Origin of the sequence: Sphingobacterium sp. G1-14 (assembly GCF_002196555.1) — a bacterium.
GTDB lineage: Bacteria > Bacteroidota > Bacteroidia > Sphingobacteriales > Sphingobacteriaceae > Sphingobacterium > Sphingobacterium siyangense.
Genome location: NZ_CP021381.1, coordinates 5715663 through 5735086, shown reverse-complemented (window position 1 = coordinate 5735086; position 19424 = coordinate 5715663). Strand labels below are relative to the sequence as shown.

General features: G+C 40.4%; 11 protein-coding genes. 9 read left to right on the top strand and 2 right to left on the bottom strand.

Translation table 11 applies throughout. The features are described from left to right. Positions 1-3: 3 nt before the first annotated feature. Together CBM24_RS24680 and CBM24_RS24675 are read right to left on the bottom strand one after the other, a co-directional pair. On the bottom strand, positions 4-1917 hold the full coding sequence (locus CBM24_RS24680) for a DUF294 nucleotidyltransferase-like domain-containing protein (RefSeq protein ID WP_088163093.1): 1914 nt from the start codon (positions 1915-1917) through the stop codon (positions 4-6). A 10-nt stretch (positions 1918-1927) separates the two neighbouring features. Next, positions 1928-2548: a 3'-5' exonuclease gene (locus CBM24_RS24675; protein ID WP_157698585.1), complete on the bottom strand. Its 621-nt coding sequence runs from the start codon at positions 2546-2548 to the stop codon at positions 1928-1930. A 178-nt stretch (positions 2549-2726) separates the two neighbouring features. Between CBM24_RS24675 and rhaT the strand changes: the two genes are divergently transcribed. The 9 genes from rhaT (at position 2727) to CBM24_RS24630 (ending at position 19413) form a co-directional block, all read left to right on the top strand. Beyond that, positions 2727-3803 carry an L-rhamnose/proton symporter RhaT gene (gene rhaT / locus CBM24_RS24670; protein WP_088163091.1) on the top strand — a complete coding sequence of 359 codons (1077 nt, stop codon included), beginning with the start codon at positions 2727-2729 and terminating at the stop codon, positions 3801-3803. A gap of 22 nt (positions 3804-3825) precedes the next feature. Continuing rightward, positions 3826-5934, top strand: a complete 2109-nt coding sequence (locus CBM24_RS24665) for a bifunctional aldolase/short-chain dehydrogenase (protein ID WP_088163090.1) — start codon at positions 3826-3828, stop codon at positions 5932-5934. A gap of 84 nt (positions 5935-6018) precedes the next feature. After that, positions 6019-7293, top strand: coding sequence for a TIM barrel protein (locus tag CBM24_RS24660; RefSeq protein WP_088163089.1), 1275 nt, complete (start codon positions 6019-6021; stop codon positions 7291-7293). A 12-nt stretch (positions 7294-7305) separates the two neighbouring features. Further along, a complete protein-coding gene (locus tag CBM24_RS24655) occupies positions 7306-8673 on the top strand; it encodes an FGGY-family carbohydrate kinase (RefSeq protein ID WP_088163088.1) in 1368 nt (455 codons plus the stop codon). A 422-nt stretch (positions 8674-9095) separates the two neighbouring features. Next, positions 9096-10406 carry a rhamnogalacturonan acetylesterase gene (locus CBM24_RS24650; protein ID WP_088163087.1) on the top strand — a complete coding sequence of 437 codons (1311 nt, stop codon included), beginning with the start codon at positions 9096-9098 and terminating at the stop codon, positions 10404-10406. Between the two features lie 240 nt (positions 10407-10646). After that, positions 10647-12860: a fasciclin domain-containing protein gene (locus CBM24_RS24645; protein ID WP_088163086.1), complete on the top strand. Its 2214-nt coding sequence runs from the start codon at positions 10647-10649 to the stop codon at positions 12858-12860. A gap of 13 nt (positions 12861-12873) precedes the next feature. Beyond that, positions 12874-16134 (top strand): SusC/RagA family TonB-linked outer membrane protein, encoded by a 3261-nt coding sequence (locus tag CBM24_RS24640; RefSeq protein WP_088163785.1) that lies wholly within the window; start codon positions 12874-12876, stop codon positions 16132-16134. 9 nt (positions 16135-16143) lie between these two features. Then, positions 16144-17601, top strand: a complete 1458-nt coding sequence (locus tag CBM24_RS24635) for a RagB/SusD family nutrient uptake outer membrane protein (protein WP_088163085.1) — start codon at positions 16144-16146, stop codon at positions 17599-17601. A gap of 6 nt (positions 17602-17607) precedes the next feature. Next, a complete protein-coding gene (locus tag CBM24_RS24630; RefSeq protein ID WP_088163084.1) occupies positions 17608-19413 on the top strand; it encodes a fasciclin domain-containing protein in 1806 nt (601 codons plus the stop codon). Positions 19414-19424: the final 11 nt, after the last annotated feature.

The following is a 19424-nucleotide window of genomic DNA, read 5'->3' as shown; positions in this document are numbered from 1 at the left end:
CCATTACCCAAAGAGGTTACTGGTGAATTTTACTTTAATCCCCAGCTGAAAGTTATTGATCGTTTTAAATATTTCCTTAATGGTTGCCTTTTCAATATTTGTCAAGCTGTCCATCGGTACATAATTGTTTGGGCTAAGTTTGGCTATCCGAATCTGATTTGCTTGATTTTTCAGGCGAATCGACATCAGATAGTAGTAAGATTGATGTAATTCTTCATATTGTTCCTGTGTGAAAATCCCCAATTCGAGTAACTGCTTGAGTCTTCCACCAGTATTTTCTTCATAAATTCGGTTTTTCAGGGCATATACACGAACCAAATCGACAATAGGTGTCATAGCTTTTTTGATGTTGAAGACTTCAGAGGATCCGATGGTTTGCGTTTTGATCGCCTTAAAAAATGTCAAGGGAGGTTCATACTGTAGAGCATTTTTTGCGATAAATGTAAAAAAACGCTCATTAGGTTTTTGTAATTCGACATTGAGGAACTCTTTAAGCTGATCTATAATATCTTGGTCGCCATATAATCGTCGGCAGTCAAAGAATGTAGAGAACTTAATTGCATTTTCGGGAATACTTTCCTCGATCCATTTTTTATAATTGTTTTTCCAATGTGATAGTGAATGTGTCCATTCAGGATTGCTGGCCATATATCCTCCTGTACAATAACTGAAACCTATTGTATTTAAATGATCAGATACACGACTTGCAAAATTCAAAAAATACGCTCGGACGAGCTCGCGTTGTTCATTGGCTTTATCTTCATAAATAATCGCATTATCCTGATCTGTCATCAGCGTTTGTTCTTTTCTTCCTTCACTACCAGTCACCATGAAGACAAACTTTGCCGGCGGTTCGCCCATCTCTTCGATTACTTTTTCGATTACTTTCAGTGCAATACTGTCCGCTACAGTTGTAATCACCTGATTGGCAATTTCGGCATTTACTCCTCTGCCGAGCAGTTGATGGATAATTTCTGGAACGTTGTTCCACTTTTCACGCAATTCGTCAAAAGTTTCTGCTAGTTTGACCGATTGAATAAATACGAGTGGCGATTGCCCTTGCTCACTCAATAATCTGTTACGGCTTAGGAATCCAACGTAATTTCCTTCTTTTTCAACGAGCAGGTATCTTGATTTCGTTCGGAACATTTTTAGTACAGCCTCATACAGGTAAGCTTGATCAGAGATACTAACAATTGGGTTGTCCATCACTTCGATAATCGCGCGGTCGACAGCGATTTGTTGCGCCACGACATTATCCCGCAAGGTCATATCAGTAGCATAGCCGATGATACCATTTTTGTCTTTGATAAACACACAACTTACCTTTTGTTTGGCCATCATCTTTGCAACCTCAAAAATGGGGGTTTCAGCGGTACAGGCAACAATATCTTTGTAAGTGATATGTTCTATCTTTCGCGAGTACAATTGATCCGCAGCAAAGTAGCTTTCCTCAAAAGAAGCTGGGGATTTTACAAAGTGTGAAAACTCCTCATCTAACATCCTTTTTCCAAAAGAATTGGTGAAAAAATGAAAGAACTCTTCATTGGCATTACAAAGCTCAATAAAATTTTTCCGCGGTAATCGATAGATGATTGTACCTTTTTTAGCGATGACAGATTTTAACGCTTTTGTTCGATTCAATAAGACTGAAATACCGCCAAAGCAATAAGGCATATGATGGATTTCGACTAATCGTTTATTATCTGAAGCATCTAAGAAAAATGTTTCGTATTCTCCTTCGAAGATTAAGTCTACTCCATCCATATCGGTAATATTCTGTCGATAGACCAAGGTGTCTTTGGAGAAACGATGTTCATAGAGTATATCGACAATACTTAGCTGAAGGGTTTCGGGCAATACCTGAAATGGTTGGGTCGATTTCAGTAAGGATAGGAGGGATTCGTTTTTTTCCATGAATACGGCATTAAAAAAGATTATCGAACTCAGTTTGTTGGTTTAGAATTTCTTGATCGGAGAGATCCTTTCGTTGGATCATTTCAAAATAACATTTCGCTGTGATCTCAGCATCTTTCTCCGCATCGTGTATATTTTCGGGAAGAGCCAGGAAAAGCGATTCATGTAATAATGAAAGCGGAAGATGGACCATATGTGGGTTTCTAACATACCTTTTGCTATGCAGCAAGGTGCAAAAGTATTTTAAGTCGCAAAATGGGAGCGGAAGATTGGAACGATAGAATTCAGCAGATAATACCTGCAAATCAAATGAAAGAAAATGCCCAACGATTTGCGGTTTATATTTTTTGATGTCATGACTCAGTTTACGCAACACCTCTTTTTTCTTTTCGCCGTGCTTCATTAAAAAAGGGGGAGTCAATCCGTGTATTTGCTCTGAAGCGGGACTGATTGGTATTAGCGGTTCATAAATATATTTATTTGTACGTTTAACTTCATTGCGTTCTTCGTCAAAAATAATCCAAGCCAATTGCAATATATGCGGCCAGTTGTCGCTGTCGGTGTACTTTTTATTCCATTTTTTCGGCAGCCCGGATGTTTCGGTATCTATGAATAACAAATATTTTTTCAAGGAAGTATTTATAATAAGTAACTAAAAGTAATCAAAATTTGCTGTAAGCATGTAGATGCCGCTTAAATAAATTATCTTGTATAGGGCAACTGTCTTGGTTATGTGGCATAACAGTGCATAACAGTTCCTCCCATCAAATCATTTAATTTAGTTTTTGTAATACCTAAAAAGATACACAATGAATGCTGTTTTCGGAGTTATATTCCATTTTATAGGCGGTTTCGCGTCTGGTAGTTTTTATGTGCCGTATAAGAAAGTGAAAGGCTGGTCCTGGGAATCCATGTGGATATTAGGGGGACTTTTTTCATGGGTGATCGTTCCGCCGATAGCGGCAATGTTGACGATCCCAAATTTTGTAGAAATTATCCAAGATACGAATAGTTCCATTGTAGGCTACACTTTTTTATTTGGATTACTCTGGGGGATTGGGGGACTGACCTATGGACTTGGTGTACGTTACCTCGGGGTATCTTTGGGAAGTAGTATCATTTTGGGACTTAGCATGGTGTTTGGATCCTTGATGCCAAGTATTTATTATTTTTTCAATAAGACTGCAGGCAAACATGGTATAGACTATTTTTTTACAACACATTCCGGTATTTGTATTCTCATAGGACTTTTGGTGTGTGTGCTTGGTGTGTTTTTATGTGGGAAGGCTGGAGTGTCAAAGGAGAAGCATTTATCTGCATTATCATCTGAAAGCAAGTCTGATTACAATTTTGGATTGGGTATCGTTGTGGCTATTATATCGGGGATATTAAGTGCTTGTTTCAATTTTGGAATAGAGGCTGGAAAGCCGATGGCTGATGTGGCTAACAACTTATGGAAGGCTACTCATCCAAATCAAGGAGAATTTCTCTATCAAAATAACGTCACCTATATTGTAATCCTTTGGGGTGGCTTTGTGACGAACTTTCTTTGGTGCCTTTACTTATTGTTTAAGAATAGAACTTTTGGGGATTATACAAAGTCCGATGTGCCAAAAGGCAAAAATTTCCTTTTATGTGCGATAGCGGGAATGACTTGGTATCTGCAGTTTTTCTTTTATGGTATGGGCGAAAGCCGTTTAGGAAATGGAGCCAGCTCCTGGATCTTGCATATGGCATTTATCATTCTCATTTCAAATGCTTGGGGTGTTGCACTCAAGGAATGGAAAGGTGTGGATCGTGCGACTTATCGTTCTATAATCGGAGGAATTGTAACCATTATCATCTCTATTTGCATCGTAGGGTTTGCAAAGACATTAGAAAATTAATATTTAAATAAATATAGAAGAAGTGAAAACGTACAAACATGTCAATTACTTATGGGACGATGAGAAAGCTCAGGCACTAAGCGGTGATGAAGTAGCTTTACTGTTATATCGTTCGAATATTTTAGGTGCAGATTTAAGGATCACAAATTATGGCGGGGGAAATACCTCGTGCAAAGTTCCTGAAAAAGATCCTTTGACAGGTGAAGAAGTGGAGGTGATGTGGATCAAAGGCTCAGGAGGTGATATCGGAACTTTGAAAAAATCCGGTTTGGCGGCTTTGTATCTCCAACGTCTACGTAATTTGGAAAATGTCTATCGTGGATTAGATCATGAAGATGAAATGGTTGAATTATTTAACCACTGTATCTATGATCTAGCGTCTAAAGCTCCATCTATTGATACACCACTGCATGGATTCCTGCCATTCAAACATATCGACCACTTACATCCCGATGCGGCAATTGCCATTGCCGCGGCCAAAGATGGAAAGACAATCACGCAAGAGCTTTTTAATGGGACCATCGGCTGGGTAGACTGGCAACGACCGGGATTTGATTTAGGCCTGCAGTTAAGAGCTTGCTTGGAAGAGAATCCAGGAATCCGAGGTATCATGTTAGGCTCTCATGGTTTATTTACCTGGGGCGATACAGCATACGAATGTTATGTTAATTCGTTGGATGTCATTGAAGCCTGTGCAGCATATCTTGAGCAGAATTATGGTAAAAAAGCACCTGTCTTTGGTGGACAAAAAGTGATTAGCTTGGGCAAGGAAGAAAGAACTGCACAAGCGGCCAAACTGGCGCCGGTTTTAAGAGGTTTCTGTTCCAGTGAGCGCCATATGATAGGGCATTTCACAGACGATGAACGCGTATTGGAATTTATCAATTCCAATGATTTAGCACGTTTAGCTCCACTTGGTACCAGTTGCCCGGACCACTTCTTGAGGACCAAAATCCAACCATTGGTGTTGAATTTGGATAAATCAGAAGATTTAGACAACGTTGAAGAGCTCAAAGCGAAATTGACGCCATTATTTGAAGAGTACCGTGAAATGTATGCACAGTATTATGAAAACTGCAAACATGAAAACAGTCCAGCGGTCCGAGATAAAAACCCGGTAATTGTTCTGTATCCAGGTGTAGGTATGTTCGCATTTGCGAAAGACAAACAGACTGCACGGGTGGCAGCGGAATTCTATACCAATGCAATCAATGTAATGAAAGGCGCTGAGGCTGTAAGCGAATATACCGCATTACCTCGTCAAGAGGCATTTGATATTGAGTATTGGTTGCTAGAAGAAGCAAAGTTGCAGCGCATGCCAAAACCCAAGGCACTTTCTGGAAAAATTGCTTTGGTTACTGGCAGTGGTGGTGGTATTGGAAAAGCAATCGCTAAAAAGATGGCTCAAGAAGGCGCTGTGATTGTCTTAAATGATATTAACGCAGAACGGTTGGAATCGAGTAAGGCCGAATTTGTAGGCGAATTTGGAACAGACTCGGTCATCGCTACAATTCTTGATGTAACCAATGCAGATTCTATCAAAGGTGCTTTGAAAGATGCGGCTTTAGCATTCGGTGGTATTGATATCGTCGTTAATAATGCTGGATTGTCGATTTCAAAAACAATCGAAGACCACACGGAGAAGGATTGGGATTTATTGTACGATGTATTGGTAAAGGGCCAGTTTTTGGTTACGCAAGGAGTGACGTCAATATTAAAAGGGCAGGCAATCGGTGGCGATATCATCAATATTGTCAGTAAAAATGCTTTGGTTAGCGGACCAAACAATACGGGGTATGGAAGCGCAAAAGGTGCCCAGTTGCATTTGAGCCGTTTATGTGCAGCAGAATTGGGTCCTGTGGGAGTGCGTGTAAACGTTGTCAATCCCGATGCGGTTATTTCAGATAGCAATATCTGGGCTGGGGGTTGGGCAGAAGGTCGTGCTAAAGCCTATGGCATTACTGTTGCGGAACTTCCTGCATACTATGCAAAGAGAACCTTGTTAAATGAGATTATCCTTCCACAAGATATTGCGAATGCATGTTTTGCTTTTGTGGGTGGATTGCTGAGCAAGTCTACTGGGAATGTGTTAAACGTTGACGGAGGCGTTGCAATGGCGTTTGTACGCTAATTTTTATATCTTTAGGTGTCGTGTTCAGAAAGGGAAAAATTAAGACGGCACCTAAAGAATTTTTAGACGATAACCAATAATATTATGATTCTTGATAAACAAATTATAGATCAGCACAATAACCAATTAGCGGAGAAACATACACGAGCTTTTGACTATGTATCGGCAGATATTTCAGACACAGAGGAAATCTTGGACAAACTCCAGAAATTTCAAATTGCTATCCCAAGCTGGGCATTAGGAACAGGTGGTACTCGATTTGGGCGGTTTTCCGGAGCGGGTGAGCCCGGAACTTTGGAGCAAAAGTTAGCGGATGTAGGCTTATTACACGCGCTCAACAAATCAAGCGGTGCTATTTCCTTACATATACCTTGGGATATCCCTTCGGATGCAGAAAAAATCAAATCATTGGCATCTAAACTCGGTATTGCATTTGACGCAGTGAATTCCAATACATTTCAAGATCAGACTGGACAAGAATACAGCTATAAATTTGGTTCGCTTCACCATGTCAATCCTAAAGTACGTGAACAGGCTATTGCCCACAATATTGAAGTTATCAATTATGGAAAAGCTTTGGGATCTAAATCTCTTACAGTTTGGCTCGCTGACGGTTCATCTTTTCCAGGGCAGTTGAGTTTTAGAGAGGCATTTCAAAATACATTGTCTAGCTTAAGTGAAATTTATAAGCACCTACCAGACGATTGGAAATTGTTTGTGGAATACAAAGCTTTTGAACCATATTTCTATTCTACAACTATTGGAGACTGGGGGCAATCCTTACTATTGGCCAATAAATTAGGTCCTAAAGCTTATACTTTGGTTGATTTGGGACACCATTTACCCAATGCTAACATTGAACAGATTGTTTCTCTATTGCTTATGGAGGGCAAGCTTGGTGGTTTTCATTTTAACGATAGTAAGTACGCTGACGACGATCTAACAGCGGGCAGCATTAAGCCATATCAGTTATTTCTGATATTCAACGAATTGGTCGATGGAATGGATTTGAATGGGATAGACCATGCGACAGGGTTGGGTTGGATGATTGACGCTTCTCATAACCTGAAAGATCCCTTGGTCGATTTGTTACAATCAGTTGAAGCGATTAAGATCGCCTATGCACAGGCTTTGTTAGTTGATCGCAAAGCATTGAAACAGGCACAGCAGACAAATGATATCGTGAAAGCTCAGGAAATCTTGCAAGATGCGTTTCGAACTGATGTCAGACCGCTTGTTGCAGAAGCAAGGTTAAGAAGTGGTGCTGCACTAAATCCAGTTCGATTATTCAACGAAGAAAACTTACGAAGTAAACTTATCGAAGAACGCGGAATAAATTCTGTAGCTACTGGTTTGTAACAAGGGAAAAGAATGAAGGGGAAACCAATACCAGTAGTTGCAATATTCGACGTCGGGAAGACGAATAAGAAATTATTTCTCTTTAATGAGCATTACCAGATTGTTTTTGAGAGGTCGGCTCGTTTTTTAGAAACTACCGATGAAGATGGCGATAGCTGTGAAAATCTAGAAAGTTTACGTTTGTCTGTTTTTGACTCATTACATGAAGTCTTTCGGAAAGGTGAGTTTGAGATTAAGGCGATTAATTTTACTTCATATGGTGCGAGTTTTGTCTACATTGATAAAGATGGGCGGCCTTTAACACCATTATATAACTATTTAAAGGAATATCCCAAAAAGCTGCTGGAGTCATTCTATGCACAATATGGTGGAAAAGATAGATTCGCATTGGAAACTTCGTCTCCGAGTTTGGGAAGTCTTAATTCTGGGCTACAGATCTATCGTTTGTTTAAATTAAAGCCAGCGCTGTTTAAGGAAGTCAAATGGGCATTACATCTTCCACAATATTTGAGTTATTTAATTTCAGGACAACCCTATGCCGATATGACAAGTATAGGTTGCCATACAGCATTGTGGGATTTTAAGAAAAATAATTACCATCAGTGGGTTTTTGATACAGGCATTTTACAAAAAATGGCACCTATCGTTCAAGGAGATCAGCTCTTCAGGGCAACTTTTCCAGGAAGTGGTTATCTAGTTGGAAGTGGGCTACACGATAGTTCTTCGGCTTTGATTCCTTACCTGCTCAATTTCCATGAACCTTTTGTGTTGATTTCAACGGGGACTTGGTGCATTTCATTCAATCCATTTAATACAGAATCTTTGACAAAAGATGAATTGAATCAAGATTGCTTGATGTATATGACCTATACAGGTCGGTCTGTAAAAGCATCGCGGTTATTTGCCGGTTATGAGCATGAAGAGCAAGTCAAACGTATTGCTCAATTTTTTCAAGTGTCAACTGGAAAATTCAAACAGATTGGCCTCGATTGGGAAATTATTGAAAAATATCAAGTGATGGAGGTGTCGGACCAATCGGATGCATTTGCTTCGATAGATTTGACACATTTCAATACTCATATTGAGGCGTATCATGTCTTGATGATGCATCTCGTAAAGGCTCAGATAAAAGCGACATCTTTGATTCTTCAAAAGAATGGTGTACAACGGATATTTGTAGATGGTGGATTTAGCCGTAATGTAATTTATATGACGTTATTAGCGCAAGCTTTTCCAAATAGTGAAGTTTTTGGTGCATCAATGGCACAAGCTACGGCACTTGGTGCAGCTCTGGTTATTCACGATCATTGGAATAAGCAGCCTATTCCAAATGACATTATTGAACTCCGTTATTTTAGGGCAGGCAAAAAAATACATTAATTTCAATAATAGGAATAAGAATTTAGTTTTTTTATTAGTTATCGTGAGAGGTCAGGCGATTTTTGCCTGGCCTATTTTTTTTGAAAGTGTCTGATGTTATTGGCTAGAAAGAACCTTCTGTTCGCTTTCATTGCTGTCGGTACCTGTGAAGTCATTTTCTAATATATCGGTAGGAGTGTATTTATATGGTTACGACCAGTTTTAAAAAATAAAAAGTTTCCAAACGGGGGTGAGGAAACCTTTTATTAAAAACCTAAAATTAAGAATAATTATACCAATTATTATATGATGATTAAAGGTGCGGAAAATTAGGCGATTAGCTGTCCTGAACTGTTGGCGAAAGGGAGGCACAGGTAAGCGCAGGGTGGTCTGACCAATTGGAAAAATTATATTTGAGTCTCCTAAATTAATAAAACTTAGAGATGAAGAGATTAATCTTAACGATCACATTTTTTATACAGGTCTGTTGCCATGTTTTATTTGCCGAACAGATTGTCAGGGAATTTCGCTTTGGTGGTACTAAGAAAAACCAGACTGTAATTTCTTTAAGGGAAGCACAAGCCTATAAGGATAAGCAAGGGTATGGTTTTGAATTTTCAACAGAACAAGATGTCAGGATTGATTCAAATAACAAAAGCCTTTTCAGCGAAAAGCCATTTTATTTTTCGGTAAGAGTTCCTGAAGGCAATTATAAAATTACGATTACCTATCAGGGTTTGAACGATAAGCCTTACCGCAGTACCGTACGTTCTGAATCCCGGAGGCTGCAGATCGAAAACCAAGAGGTATTACCTAATAAATCTTTCGATAGGACCTTTATTGTACATATCAAAGATCCAAAGATTGTTTCTGGCGAAACTGTAGCATTGAAGAAGCCAAGGGAGCTGCAAAAACTCGACTGGGATAATAAGTTGACTTTGGAGTTCCAGCAAACAAATTGTATTTCGACCATTCGAATCGAGTCGGTAAGCAATGTCGCGACTGTATTTTTAGCAGGGAACTCGACGGTAGTTAATCAAGAGGATGAGCCCTGGGCGTCCTGGGGACAAATGATTCCTCGATTTTTTGATGCAGGTGTAGCCATTGCTAATCATGCGGAATCTGGACTGGCACTAAGTTCGTTTTTGTCCTCAAAAAGATTGGAAAAAATTCTCTCTGTTGCCAAGCCTGGAGATTATTTATTTATTGAATTTGGGCACAATGATCAAAAGGAAAAAGGAGAAAATGCAGGTGCTTATAAGGGCTATAGTGATCGTTTACGTTATTTTGTACGTGAATTTCGGGCAAAAGGTGGCCTGCCAGTTATCTTAACCTCCACAGCACGACGAGCATTTGATGGACAAGGAAAACTGTTGCAGACATTAGGTGATTTTCCCGATGCGGCTCGGAAGGTCGCAGCAGAACTTCAGGTGCCTTTGATAGATCTTAATCAGAAAACGAGTTTGTTTTACGAGGCATTAGGAGTTGAGCAGTCTAAACAAGCATTTGTTCACTATCCTGCGCATACTTTTCCAAATCAAAAAAATGATTTGGCCGATAATACCCATTTCAATCCCTATGGTGCCTATGAGATCGCTAAAATGGTGCTCACAGGAATTAAAGAAAACAACTTGAAGATAGCAGACCATATCGTCGATTTTCAGGACTTTGATCCGCAGCAACCAGATGATTTTAAAACTTGGTATTGGCCGCCAAGTTTGATCAATAGTGTTATCAAACCAGATGGCAATTAATTTGTATTGATATAATGTTACGGTCGGGCAGTATTTGTCCGACCTTTTTTATGTTCTATTTGCTCATTTAGACAGGATAGTGCAGGTTGGTGGAAATGTCTTTTAGACATATATTTGTCACACCAATTATGAACCGCAAAAGGACAAACTTTCGCTTCATAAAACGTATTATTTGAAGTATCTCAACGAGCACTTGCCGTAATTTATTATTAACCAAATTATTGACCTAATACATTTACTATGTTATCATCCAAATTTAACCTATTTTGGATTGCACTATTGATTACGGTAGTGTCATGTAGGAAGGAAGCCTTTGACGCCTACTATGGTAGACCCGAATGGCTGGCAAGCCCAATTTACCAGCAGCTCGATTCAATGGGCGACTTTAAGAAGTACCTGAGCTGCATTGAACTGTCCGGCTATAAAAATACACTCGGGACTGCGGGTTCTTGGACAGTATTTGCACCCACTGATCAGGCCTTTGATCAATTTATGAAGGAAAATGGTATTAGTGATGTATCAAAGATCGATGCGAAACTGGCCGAGAAGATTGTGCGTTCTTCAATGATTTATGACGGTGAGCGACTTGAAAAGCTGAACGATTATTTTTCAGCAAAAGGTTGGCAGCAAGGTTTTGCTTTTCGGCGTCGATCTGTATACTATGACTTTGTTGAAAAAGAGGATTTAGGGAATGGCAAGATTAGACGGTTTGTCTCAGCAAATCGCGGCCCTAATGTAGCTTATGCAGCTACGGATAACAATAATAAACACATTAGCTATTTTTTTGATGCTTACATGAACCAGCGTGGTTTGGGTGCTATAGATTATCAGTCATTTTATCCTAACAGCAGCTATACGGGGTTGAACGTTGGATCAGCTGAAATTGATCCTGCAAGAAGCAATATCTCCGCAGAGAATGGCTATATCCATGTTGTGAATAAAGTTTTGATTGCGGAGAAGAGTATCGATCAATACCTCCGCGATAATACGAGTTACTCCACATTCAAATCAATTCTGGATTTTTTTGCCTCTTATACATATAATGCGGAGATAACACGGAAGAATGAGGTGCTTACCGGGGAAAAGGATTCTGTATTTGTTAAAGGATATGCAGGGATTGGTTTGGCGCTCAACAATGAAAATTATGCAAAGGAAGATCCCAACGATGCCCAAACCAATAATTTTTCGATCACGGTACCTACCAATGAGGCTGTAAGTAATTACGCTAAACGTGTATTGTTAAAGTATTACCCCCAAGGCACCACGTTAAAAGATCTTTTTTATACAAATCCTGCTGTCTTAACAGAATTTGTAAATTCTCATCTGTATAATACACAGGTGTGGCCATCCCAGTTCTCCCAAGCGCAAAACTTTGTCGGTGAACTACCTAAGGTGACAAAGGCCAATATCAAAGAGACAAAATTATTGAGCAATGGTGCATTTTATGGTATAGACGCGTGTCAACAGGCCAATGTCTTCCACTCCGTCTATGGCAATGTTTTATTGGATCCTAAATATAGCTTCATGCGTCGCGCATTGGAACGCATGAGCATGAATTTGACCTTAAAGATTCCAACCATTCGTTATATGTTGATCCTTGTATCGGATCAGAAGTTATATGAAATGGGCTTTGACTATGATGCCTATAATACCTCAGACCCGATCCGTTTTAATGGCGGAAATGGCACCCCGGAAATGCGAGAGGTGCTGATGGCTCATATTATTCCATTAGGAAACGATCCCTTGCCTGATTTAACGGGAAAGGGAATATTGGAAAGCTATGCAGGTGAGTATGTAAAGTTTAACCAGATGAAAATGTCTTCTAGCGGAACTTTGGATGGACCAACGGAAACACAGCAAATCCGTATTGATTCAATCAGCATTGGAAATAACCTTTCGGGGCCATTAAATGGAGTTGCGGTCTATCTTAACGGCGGATTGACTTCATCGAATACCAATATTGGATTTTATCTTAAAAATATTGGAGCGGATCAGACCTCCTCTCCATTCAATTCATTTTATAAATATCTTATTGCAAGCACACTTTATTCGGCTACAGATGGAGTTGTCAAAGGAATAGAACTCGGATTGAATTATACTTTGTTGATTCCTAATAATGAGGCAATCGCTAATGCAGTTGCAAACGGTGATTTGCCAACCGCTACAGCTCCTACGGCGCAAGCGGATATTGATAAGGTAACACGATTTATCCAATACCATATTGCGCGCAATTCATTTGCGATCGATGGAAAGAAGACGGGATTCTTTCAGTCGCTTTGTAAAAATGTAGACGGGGATGCCCAATCGATACAGGTTGCTGTCAACCAGGTTAATAAGTTGCAGGTGATGGATAATCTTAACCGAACCGTTGAAGCTGATGTCGTGCAGAGTAATCAACTTGGACAGCGCGTATTGATACATTCGCTCAAAGGATATTTAAAGCATGGCCTGTAATCTAACCGAAAACATGATGAAACAGATAAACTATTTGATTTTAATAGGGTGCATCGTATGGATGACTTTCTGGGGAGGAGGAGTTTACGCGCAAAATAATGCGGCTTTGCTCACCGGAAAGGTAACAGAAAAGGGAACAAAACAACCCATCGCCGGAGCAACAGTTGTCTTAAAAGATAATGATAACCGCACAATTGTCGGAACGACTACAGATGTTGAGGGGAACTATAGTCTTAGAGCTCGAATGCAAGGCTTGAAACTGGCGGTCTCCTACACGGGTTATAAATCTTCGGGTGCGATTGCTGTAGGGGATAGGAAAACAATCAATGTACAGATTGAATCGACAAATAATGTGATTGATGAGGTTGTTATCTCAAAGTCAAAACCTGTCAATGACGGTACGGGTATGGGGATTTCGAAAGAACGCAATACAGCAGCGATCTCAACGATTAGCATGGATGAGCTGTCCGAAATGCAATCAGTGTCTGTCGATCAAGCGTTGCAGGGAAGGTTACCAGGAGTGGATATCACGACGGTATCGGGCGATCCGGGGGCTGGAATGCAGATCCGGATTCGTGGTACGTCGTCTCTAAATGGAGCAACTGACCCGCTTATTGTAGTTGACGGAATGCCTTATGATATTACCATTCCGGACGATTTCAACTTTGCAACTTCTGATGATAATGCGTATGGGCAGCTTTTAAATATTGCGCCATCTGATATTCAGGATATCTCGGTATTGAAAGATGCTGCTGCAACTGCTGTTTGGGGGTCTCGTGGAGCAAATGGGGTATTGGTTATCACAACTAAACGCGGAACAGTTAGTGCTCCCACGTTGGGATACACTTTCAAAGGATCTATTTCAAAGCAACCTGAATCTATTCCACTATTGAATGGCGATCAGTACTCGACCTTGTTGTCTGAAGAATTCTATAATGCGGGTAGGGTCTTTTCAACGACAGATAATGCGCAGCAGTTCCAGTACGACCCGAATAATACCTATATATATCACAATTATAGTAACAATTCCAACTGGGTAGATGCCATTACACAGTTGGGGTATTTTCAAGATCATAATCTCCAGGTACGTGGTGGCGGTGAAAAAGCACGCTATCTGGCCTCAATAGGTTATTTTAATCAAGAAGGAACGACCATTGGAACAGGGTTAAATCGCTTGTCTGCTCGTATCAATCTAGATTATGTAGTTTCTGAGCGCATCGGCTTTCAGTCGGACGTTTCATATACCCATGTCGACAATGATAATCTTTATCATGCTAATGTACGGGATATCGCTTATCGAAAGATGCCAAATCAGGCCATTTGGGAATACGATGAATATGGGCACCTAACAGGTAATCTATTTAACCCTTCTTCTTCGGCGCAAGGATTTTATCCCACTACATATAACCCGCTCTCTATGGTTCAAAATGCGATTGGTAAACAATTGGGAGACATTCTACAGACACGGTTTAATGTGGATTATAAGTTGATACCTAATGCCTTGCGGTTTGTGAGTACCATGGCGTTAAATATTAGAAACAACAAAACCAAACTCTTTTTACCTCAGTTGGCAACAGGTCGGCCTTTTACGGAAAATACGGTGAATAAAGCATCGGATTCCGATTTGGATGAATTTTCATTGAGTACAAATACCCGGCTTTTGTTTACCCCTGCATTGGGCGACAATCACCAACTGACGGCCAATCTATCCTTTTTAACATCAGACTATCGCTATACGATCCAAGGGCTCAGTTCAACAAATACGGCGTCATCCTATCTGCAGGATCCAAGTGTTGCGTCGCGCACATTGACCGGCGACGCTAAATCTGTAACGACACAATCGCGCTCAATTGGAGCGTTAATCCAGGCAAATTATATGCTCAACAAAAAGTATGTTTTTGCCGCAAGTCTGCGTGGTGATGGCAACTCAAAATTTGGTCCTGATAATCGTTATGGATTATTTCCTGCTTTCTCTGCCGCTTGGCAGATCGGAAGGGAAAATTTCTTGAAAGATATTAACGCCATAAAAGATATTAAGCTAAGAGCAAGCTGGGGACGCAGTGGTAATGCTCCTCGACGTGATTATACTTATATCAATGTATATAGCACCAATGATTATGCTTATTTGGATGAAAACGGTGTCTATTCAAAAAATATAGAGTTGTCCGACTTAAAATGGGAAACGGTGACACAGCAGAATTTGGGTATGGATGTAGAGATGTTCGACTACCGTTTGATGTTTGGTGGAGAGATTTATAAAAATAGAACAACGGATTTAATGATGGACAATATTCAGATTCCGACCTACACTGGATATAGTGGACTGGCTATGAATGTTGGTACAATGGATAATGATGGCTGGGAAGCAAATTTTACCGTGGTGCCCATTCGTAATAAAAAATGGGATGTCAGTTTTACGTTCAATATTGCACACAATCAAAATGTGATCCGCGAGATATCACCGCTTTATCCGCGCGAAAATGCTAGATCATCATTAAAAAACAAAACATTTTTCACCTATTTCCAGGAGAATAATCCGTATGGATCTTTCTATGGATTTCGCTATTTGGGCGTTTACAAAGATCAGGAAGCTACCATAGCAAAAGATGCACAAGGAAATGCCATCGTGAGCCCAGACGGTGAGACGATTTATATGCGTTTTAATTATCCTACAGTCGATTATGTATTCCAGGCGGGCGATGCGATGTATGAAGATATCAACCACGACGGTGTGATTGATCAAAAGGATATTGTGTATTTGGGCAATAGCAATCCGAAGCTTACGGGTGGGTTTGGATTTAATGTGGGATATAATAAACGTTTGAAATTAAGCGCCTTCTTTAACTACAGACAAGGATCTCAAATTATTAATGGAACCAAAATGAATACGACTGATATGCTTGGGTATAACAATCAAAGCACGGCCGTGTTGCGCAGATGGCGTAAGGATGGTGACATTACAGATATCCCGCGTGCATTGTTTGGAACTGGATATAATTCTTTGGGATCCAGCCGATATGTCGAGGACGCTTCATTTTTACGTTTGCGTACAGTCACCTTAAAGTATGACTTTGCGAAAGAGTTCTTGCAGCGGTTTCACATCGAGGGGCTTGGCGCTTATTTGACCGTAGAAAACATATTTACGCTGACGAAGTATACCGGTCAAGACCCTGATGTTGCCGTAAAGTTAAAGGATGCATTTACTGTGTTAATGGATAATTCAATGACACCGCCATTAAAAACAGTTACACTAGGTATTACAGCACGTTTTTAAAACAAGGTTATGAAAAGAACAATTTTATGGAGTTTAGTTGCTGCGGGAAGCATTTTACTCAATTCTTGTAATAAATGGCTGGATTTACAGCCGCAGGATGGAATAACCCGTGCAGAATTTTGGAAAACAAAGGAGGATGTCCATGCCGCCTTAATCGGTATCTATTCTTCCCTTAATTCAGGACCTGTTGAACAGCAATTGTTCACGTGGGGCGAACTTAGGGCCGATTTAGTTGGGTTGACAAGTTATGCGACAGACGACAATCGGCTGGTAAAAAATTACAATATTTTAAGTACAAATCTAATAGCGGACTGGAGTGCTATTTATACCGCAATAAATAATTGTAATCTGCTGATTGATTATGCAGGTCAGGCAAAGCAGGCCGATCCTACCTTTACAGAGGCCGAATACAATACAGATTTGGGGGAAGCTTTAGCTGTCCGCAGCTTTTTGTATTTCTATTTAGTTCGCACTTTTCGAGATATCCCTTTAAAATTAAAAGGCACCTCCAAAGACACCGATATTGTTTCTGTAGGGCAGTCCACTGGCGATGAAGTGCTCAAGCAAATCGAGAAAGATCTCTTGCAGGCTTTGGATTGGATACCCGAATACCATGTCAATACTTCGGGTTACAATGCGACAAATACCGGTCGGGTGACAAGACCCGCGGTACGAGCGATATTGGCCGATGTATATCTATGGCTGGAACAATACGATAAAGTGGAAGAGCAGACCACAAAAATTTTAGAAACTGGACGATATAGTTTAATTGGCGCAGCACTGCCCGAAATTTTTGATGGTGGCACGATGGAAACGATTTGGGAGTTGAGCCATAAAAACTCCAGTGAAAATCCGATGTATAATATTGGCGTGACTGCACGTAGACCATTCACAGCCAATGTGGATATCTTGAATAATGAGATTTTTCCCTCCAACGAAGGGACAGATATAGATTTATTCGATAGTCGTGGAGAAGGAATCCTGTATGGTATGTCGGGAGATCTGAGAAAATACGGTACGGAATCACCCGACTACTACAATTTTCAGCTCTACCGCGTATCTGACGTCATGTTGATGCGTGCTGAAGCTCTGGCAGAGCTTGGGCGAGGGACGGAAGCATTGGCACTTCTGGAGGATTTGCGAACCAAGCGTAAAGCCATAAGAGCTACGGATCCGAATATTGAAGCGACAGATTTAGAAGGAATCATCCTATTCGTCTTCGCTGAGCGTGCACGTGAACTTACTTTTGAAGGTAAACGTTGGTTTGACCTTTTGCGCTTGGCAAAGAAAGATAATTATGCGAACATCAATGTGCTAGTAGATCTTGTAACGAAAGTTGTAGACGCTAATGTACGCCAATCGGCAATTAATAAAGTGCGCGATGTGGACAGCCATTATCTTCCCATTTTGGAAACTGAACTCTTCAAAGACAAACAGTTGAAGCAAAACCCATTTTACCTAAAATAGATCGTTATGAAAAGAAATTTTAGAAAACAATATTGGCTGATAGGGACATGGTTTGTCCTATCTGTTGCGCTTATATTTTCCTGTCAAAAAGAGAAATATCGAATTTCAACTTCAGATGAAGTGAATATTACAGGTTATTTGGAAGCGCATGAAACTGATTATTCCTTATTGACCGAAATCTTATACCGCTCGAAAACGGCGGGCTATCTAGGTGCGTATGGTACCTATACATTGTTTGCTCCCAATAATGAGAGCATTAATGCCTGGATCAAAGATAATGGAAAAACAGGATTGAATGATTTTACAGATGCGCAGCTATTGGATTTTGTCAAATATCACGTGGTCAGGGATACGGTAGGCAGTACACGTTTTACAGATGGGAAAATCAAAACAGCGAGCTTATTAGGTGAATATTTATACACAGATGTGCAAAATGGGATTTACCGAATTAATAAATCGGCAAAAATTATTAGATCCAATATTAGCTGTGGTAACGGCATTATTCACTCCATAAATAAAGTATTAGTTCCACCAGCACAGAGTCTTGCTGAATTGATAGGCAATAATCCTCGTTATTCCATTTTTGCCGAGGCTTTAAAAGAGACTGGGTTTTATGATACTTTATATTATCAACGCGGTGTAGCTGTGGCGGATGCTAAACGTTTTCAGACCGCTATTGTTGAGTCAGACTCCGTTTTGCAGCTACAGGGAATCAAAAGTTATGCGGATATGAAAGCAGCCTATTCACAGACTGGTGATGTAAAAAGCCATAAGGATAGTTTGTGGTTATATGTGGCCTACCATTTAAGCAACGATATCAAATTCTTGGAAGACATCGTTGCCGCAAATACGATCTATACTTTGGCTCCAAAAGAGATTATTTCAACCAAATTATTAGGTGCGCAGATCTTATTGAATGATGACGTGTTTAATGGGGTTCATGAAGCGGGTGCTGAAATCAACAGATCACAAAGCGATGTATTGGCGTCCAATGGTGTGCTGCATGAAGCGAAACAGCCATTTAAGATTAAGGTCCGCCAGCAGGTGCCCGTGTATTTTGATATAGCGACCTCTCCCGAATTAGTCAATGCACTGGGAAGCGCCTATTTTAATAGTTCCAAGGCATTGGTGGCAAATGGTGCGACCATTGCCAATTCTTTTGCCTTTAATAGTTTGACGGTTTCGACCATTGGTACGAACGGATATTACTATTATAAAGCCTTAGAAACGAAGCGCCCTTATGCAAATGGAGACCTCTTAAGTCTGTCGCTTTGCGCGAACAATAGTGCGCGAGCAAAATGGATTGAATTTAAGACTCCATATCTCGTAAAAGGACGGTATAAAGTCTGGATCTGTTATGCCCAGCATGGCGATGCCCCAGAGATTCAGGCGACGTTTAATCCTGGAAAAGGGGATGAACAAATCCTGCCCAATACGATCATATTGAATCAAAGTCTGACCGCTTCGGGCGTTAGCGACCTCGCGAATGCAAATGCGGATAATCTGATGCTGGCACAGGGTTACAAACGTTACATGGCAACAGTAGGCGATTACAATGCAAATAATATTACCGGTGGACTCAAGGCAAAATCGGGTAGTGAAGCTCCATTGAATGTTGGCCGTTTGGCCGGTATTATCAATGTCGAGACGACTGATCGACATGTCATCCGTTTTGAAGCGATCAAAGATAAGAAGTGTGGTAGCAATACCGTCTATCTGGATATGATCCAATTTATCCCCGCAGATGATCTTGAGCAGAACTACCCTAGATTTCATCAGATTTCAGGTGAACTTTTTTATAGACCAAAATAACAGGATACACA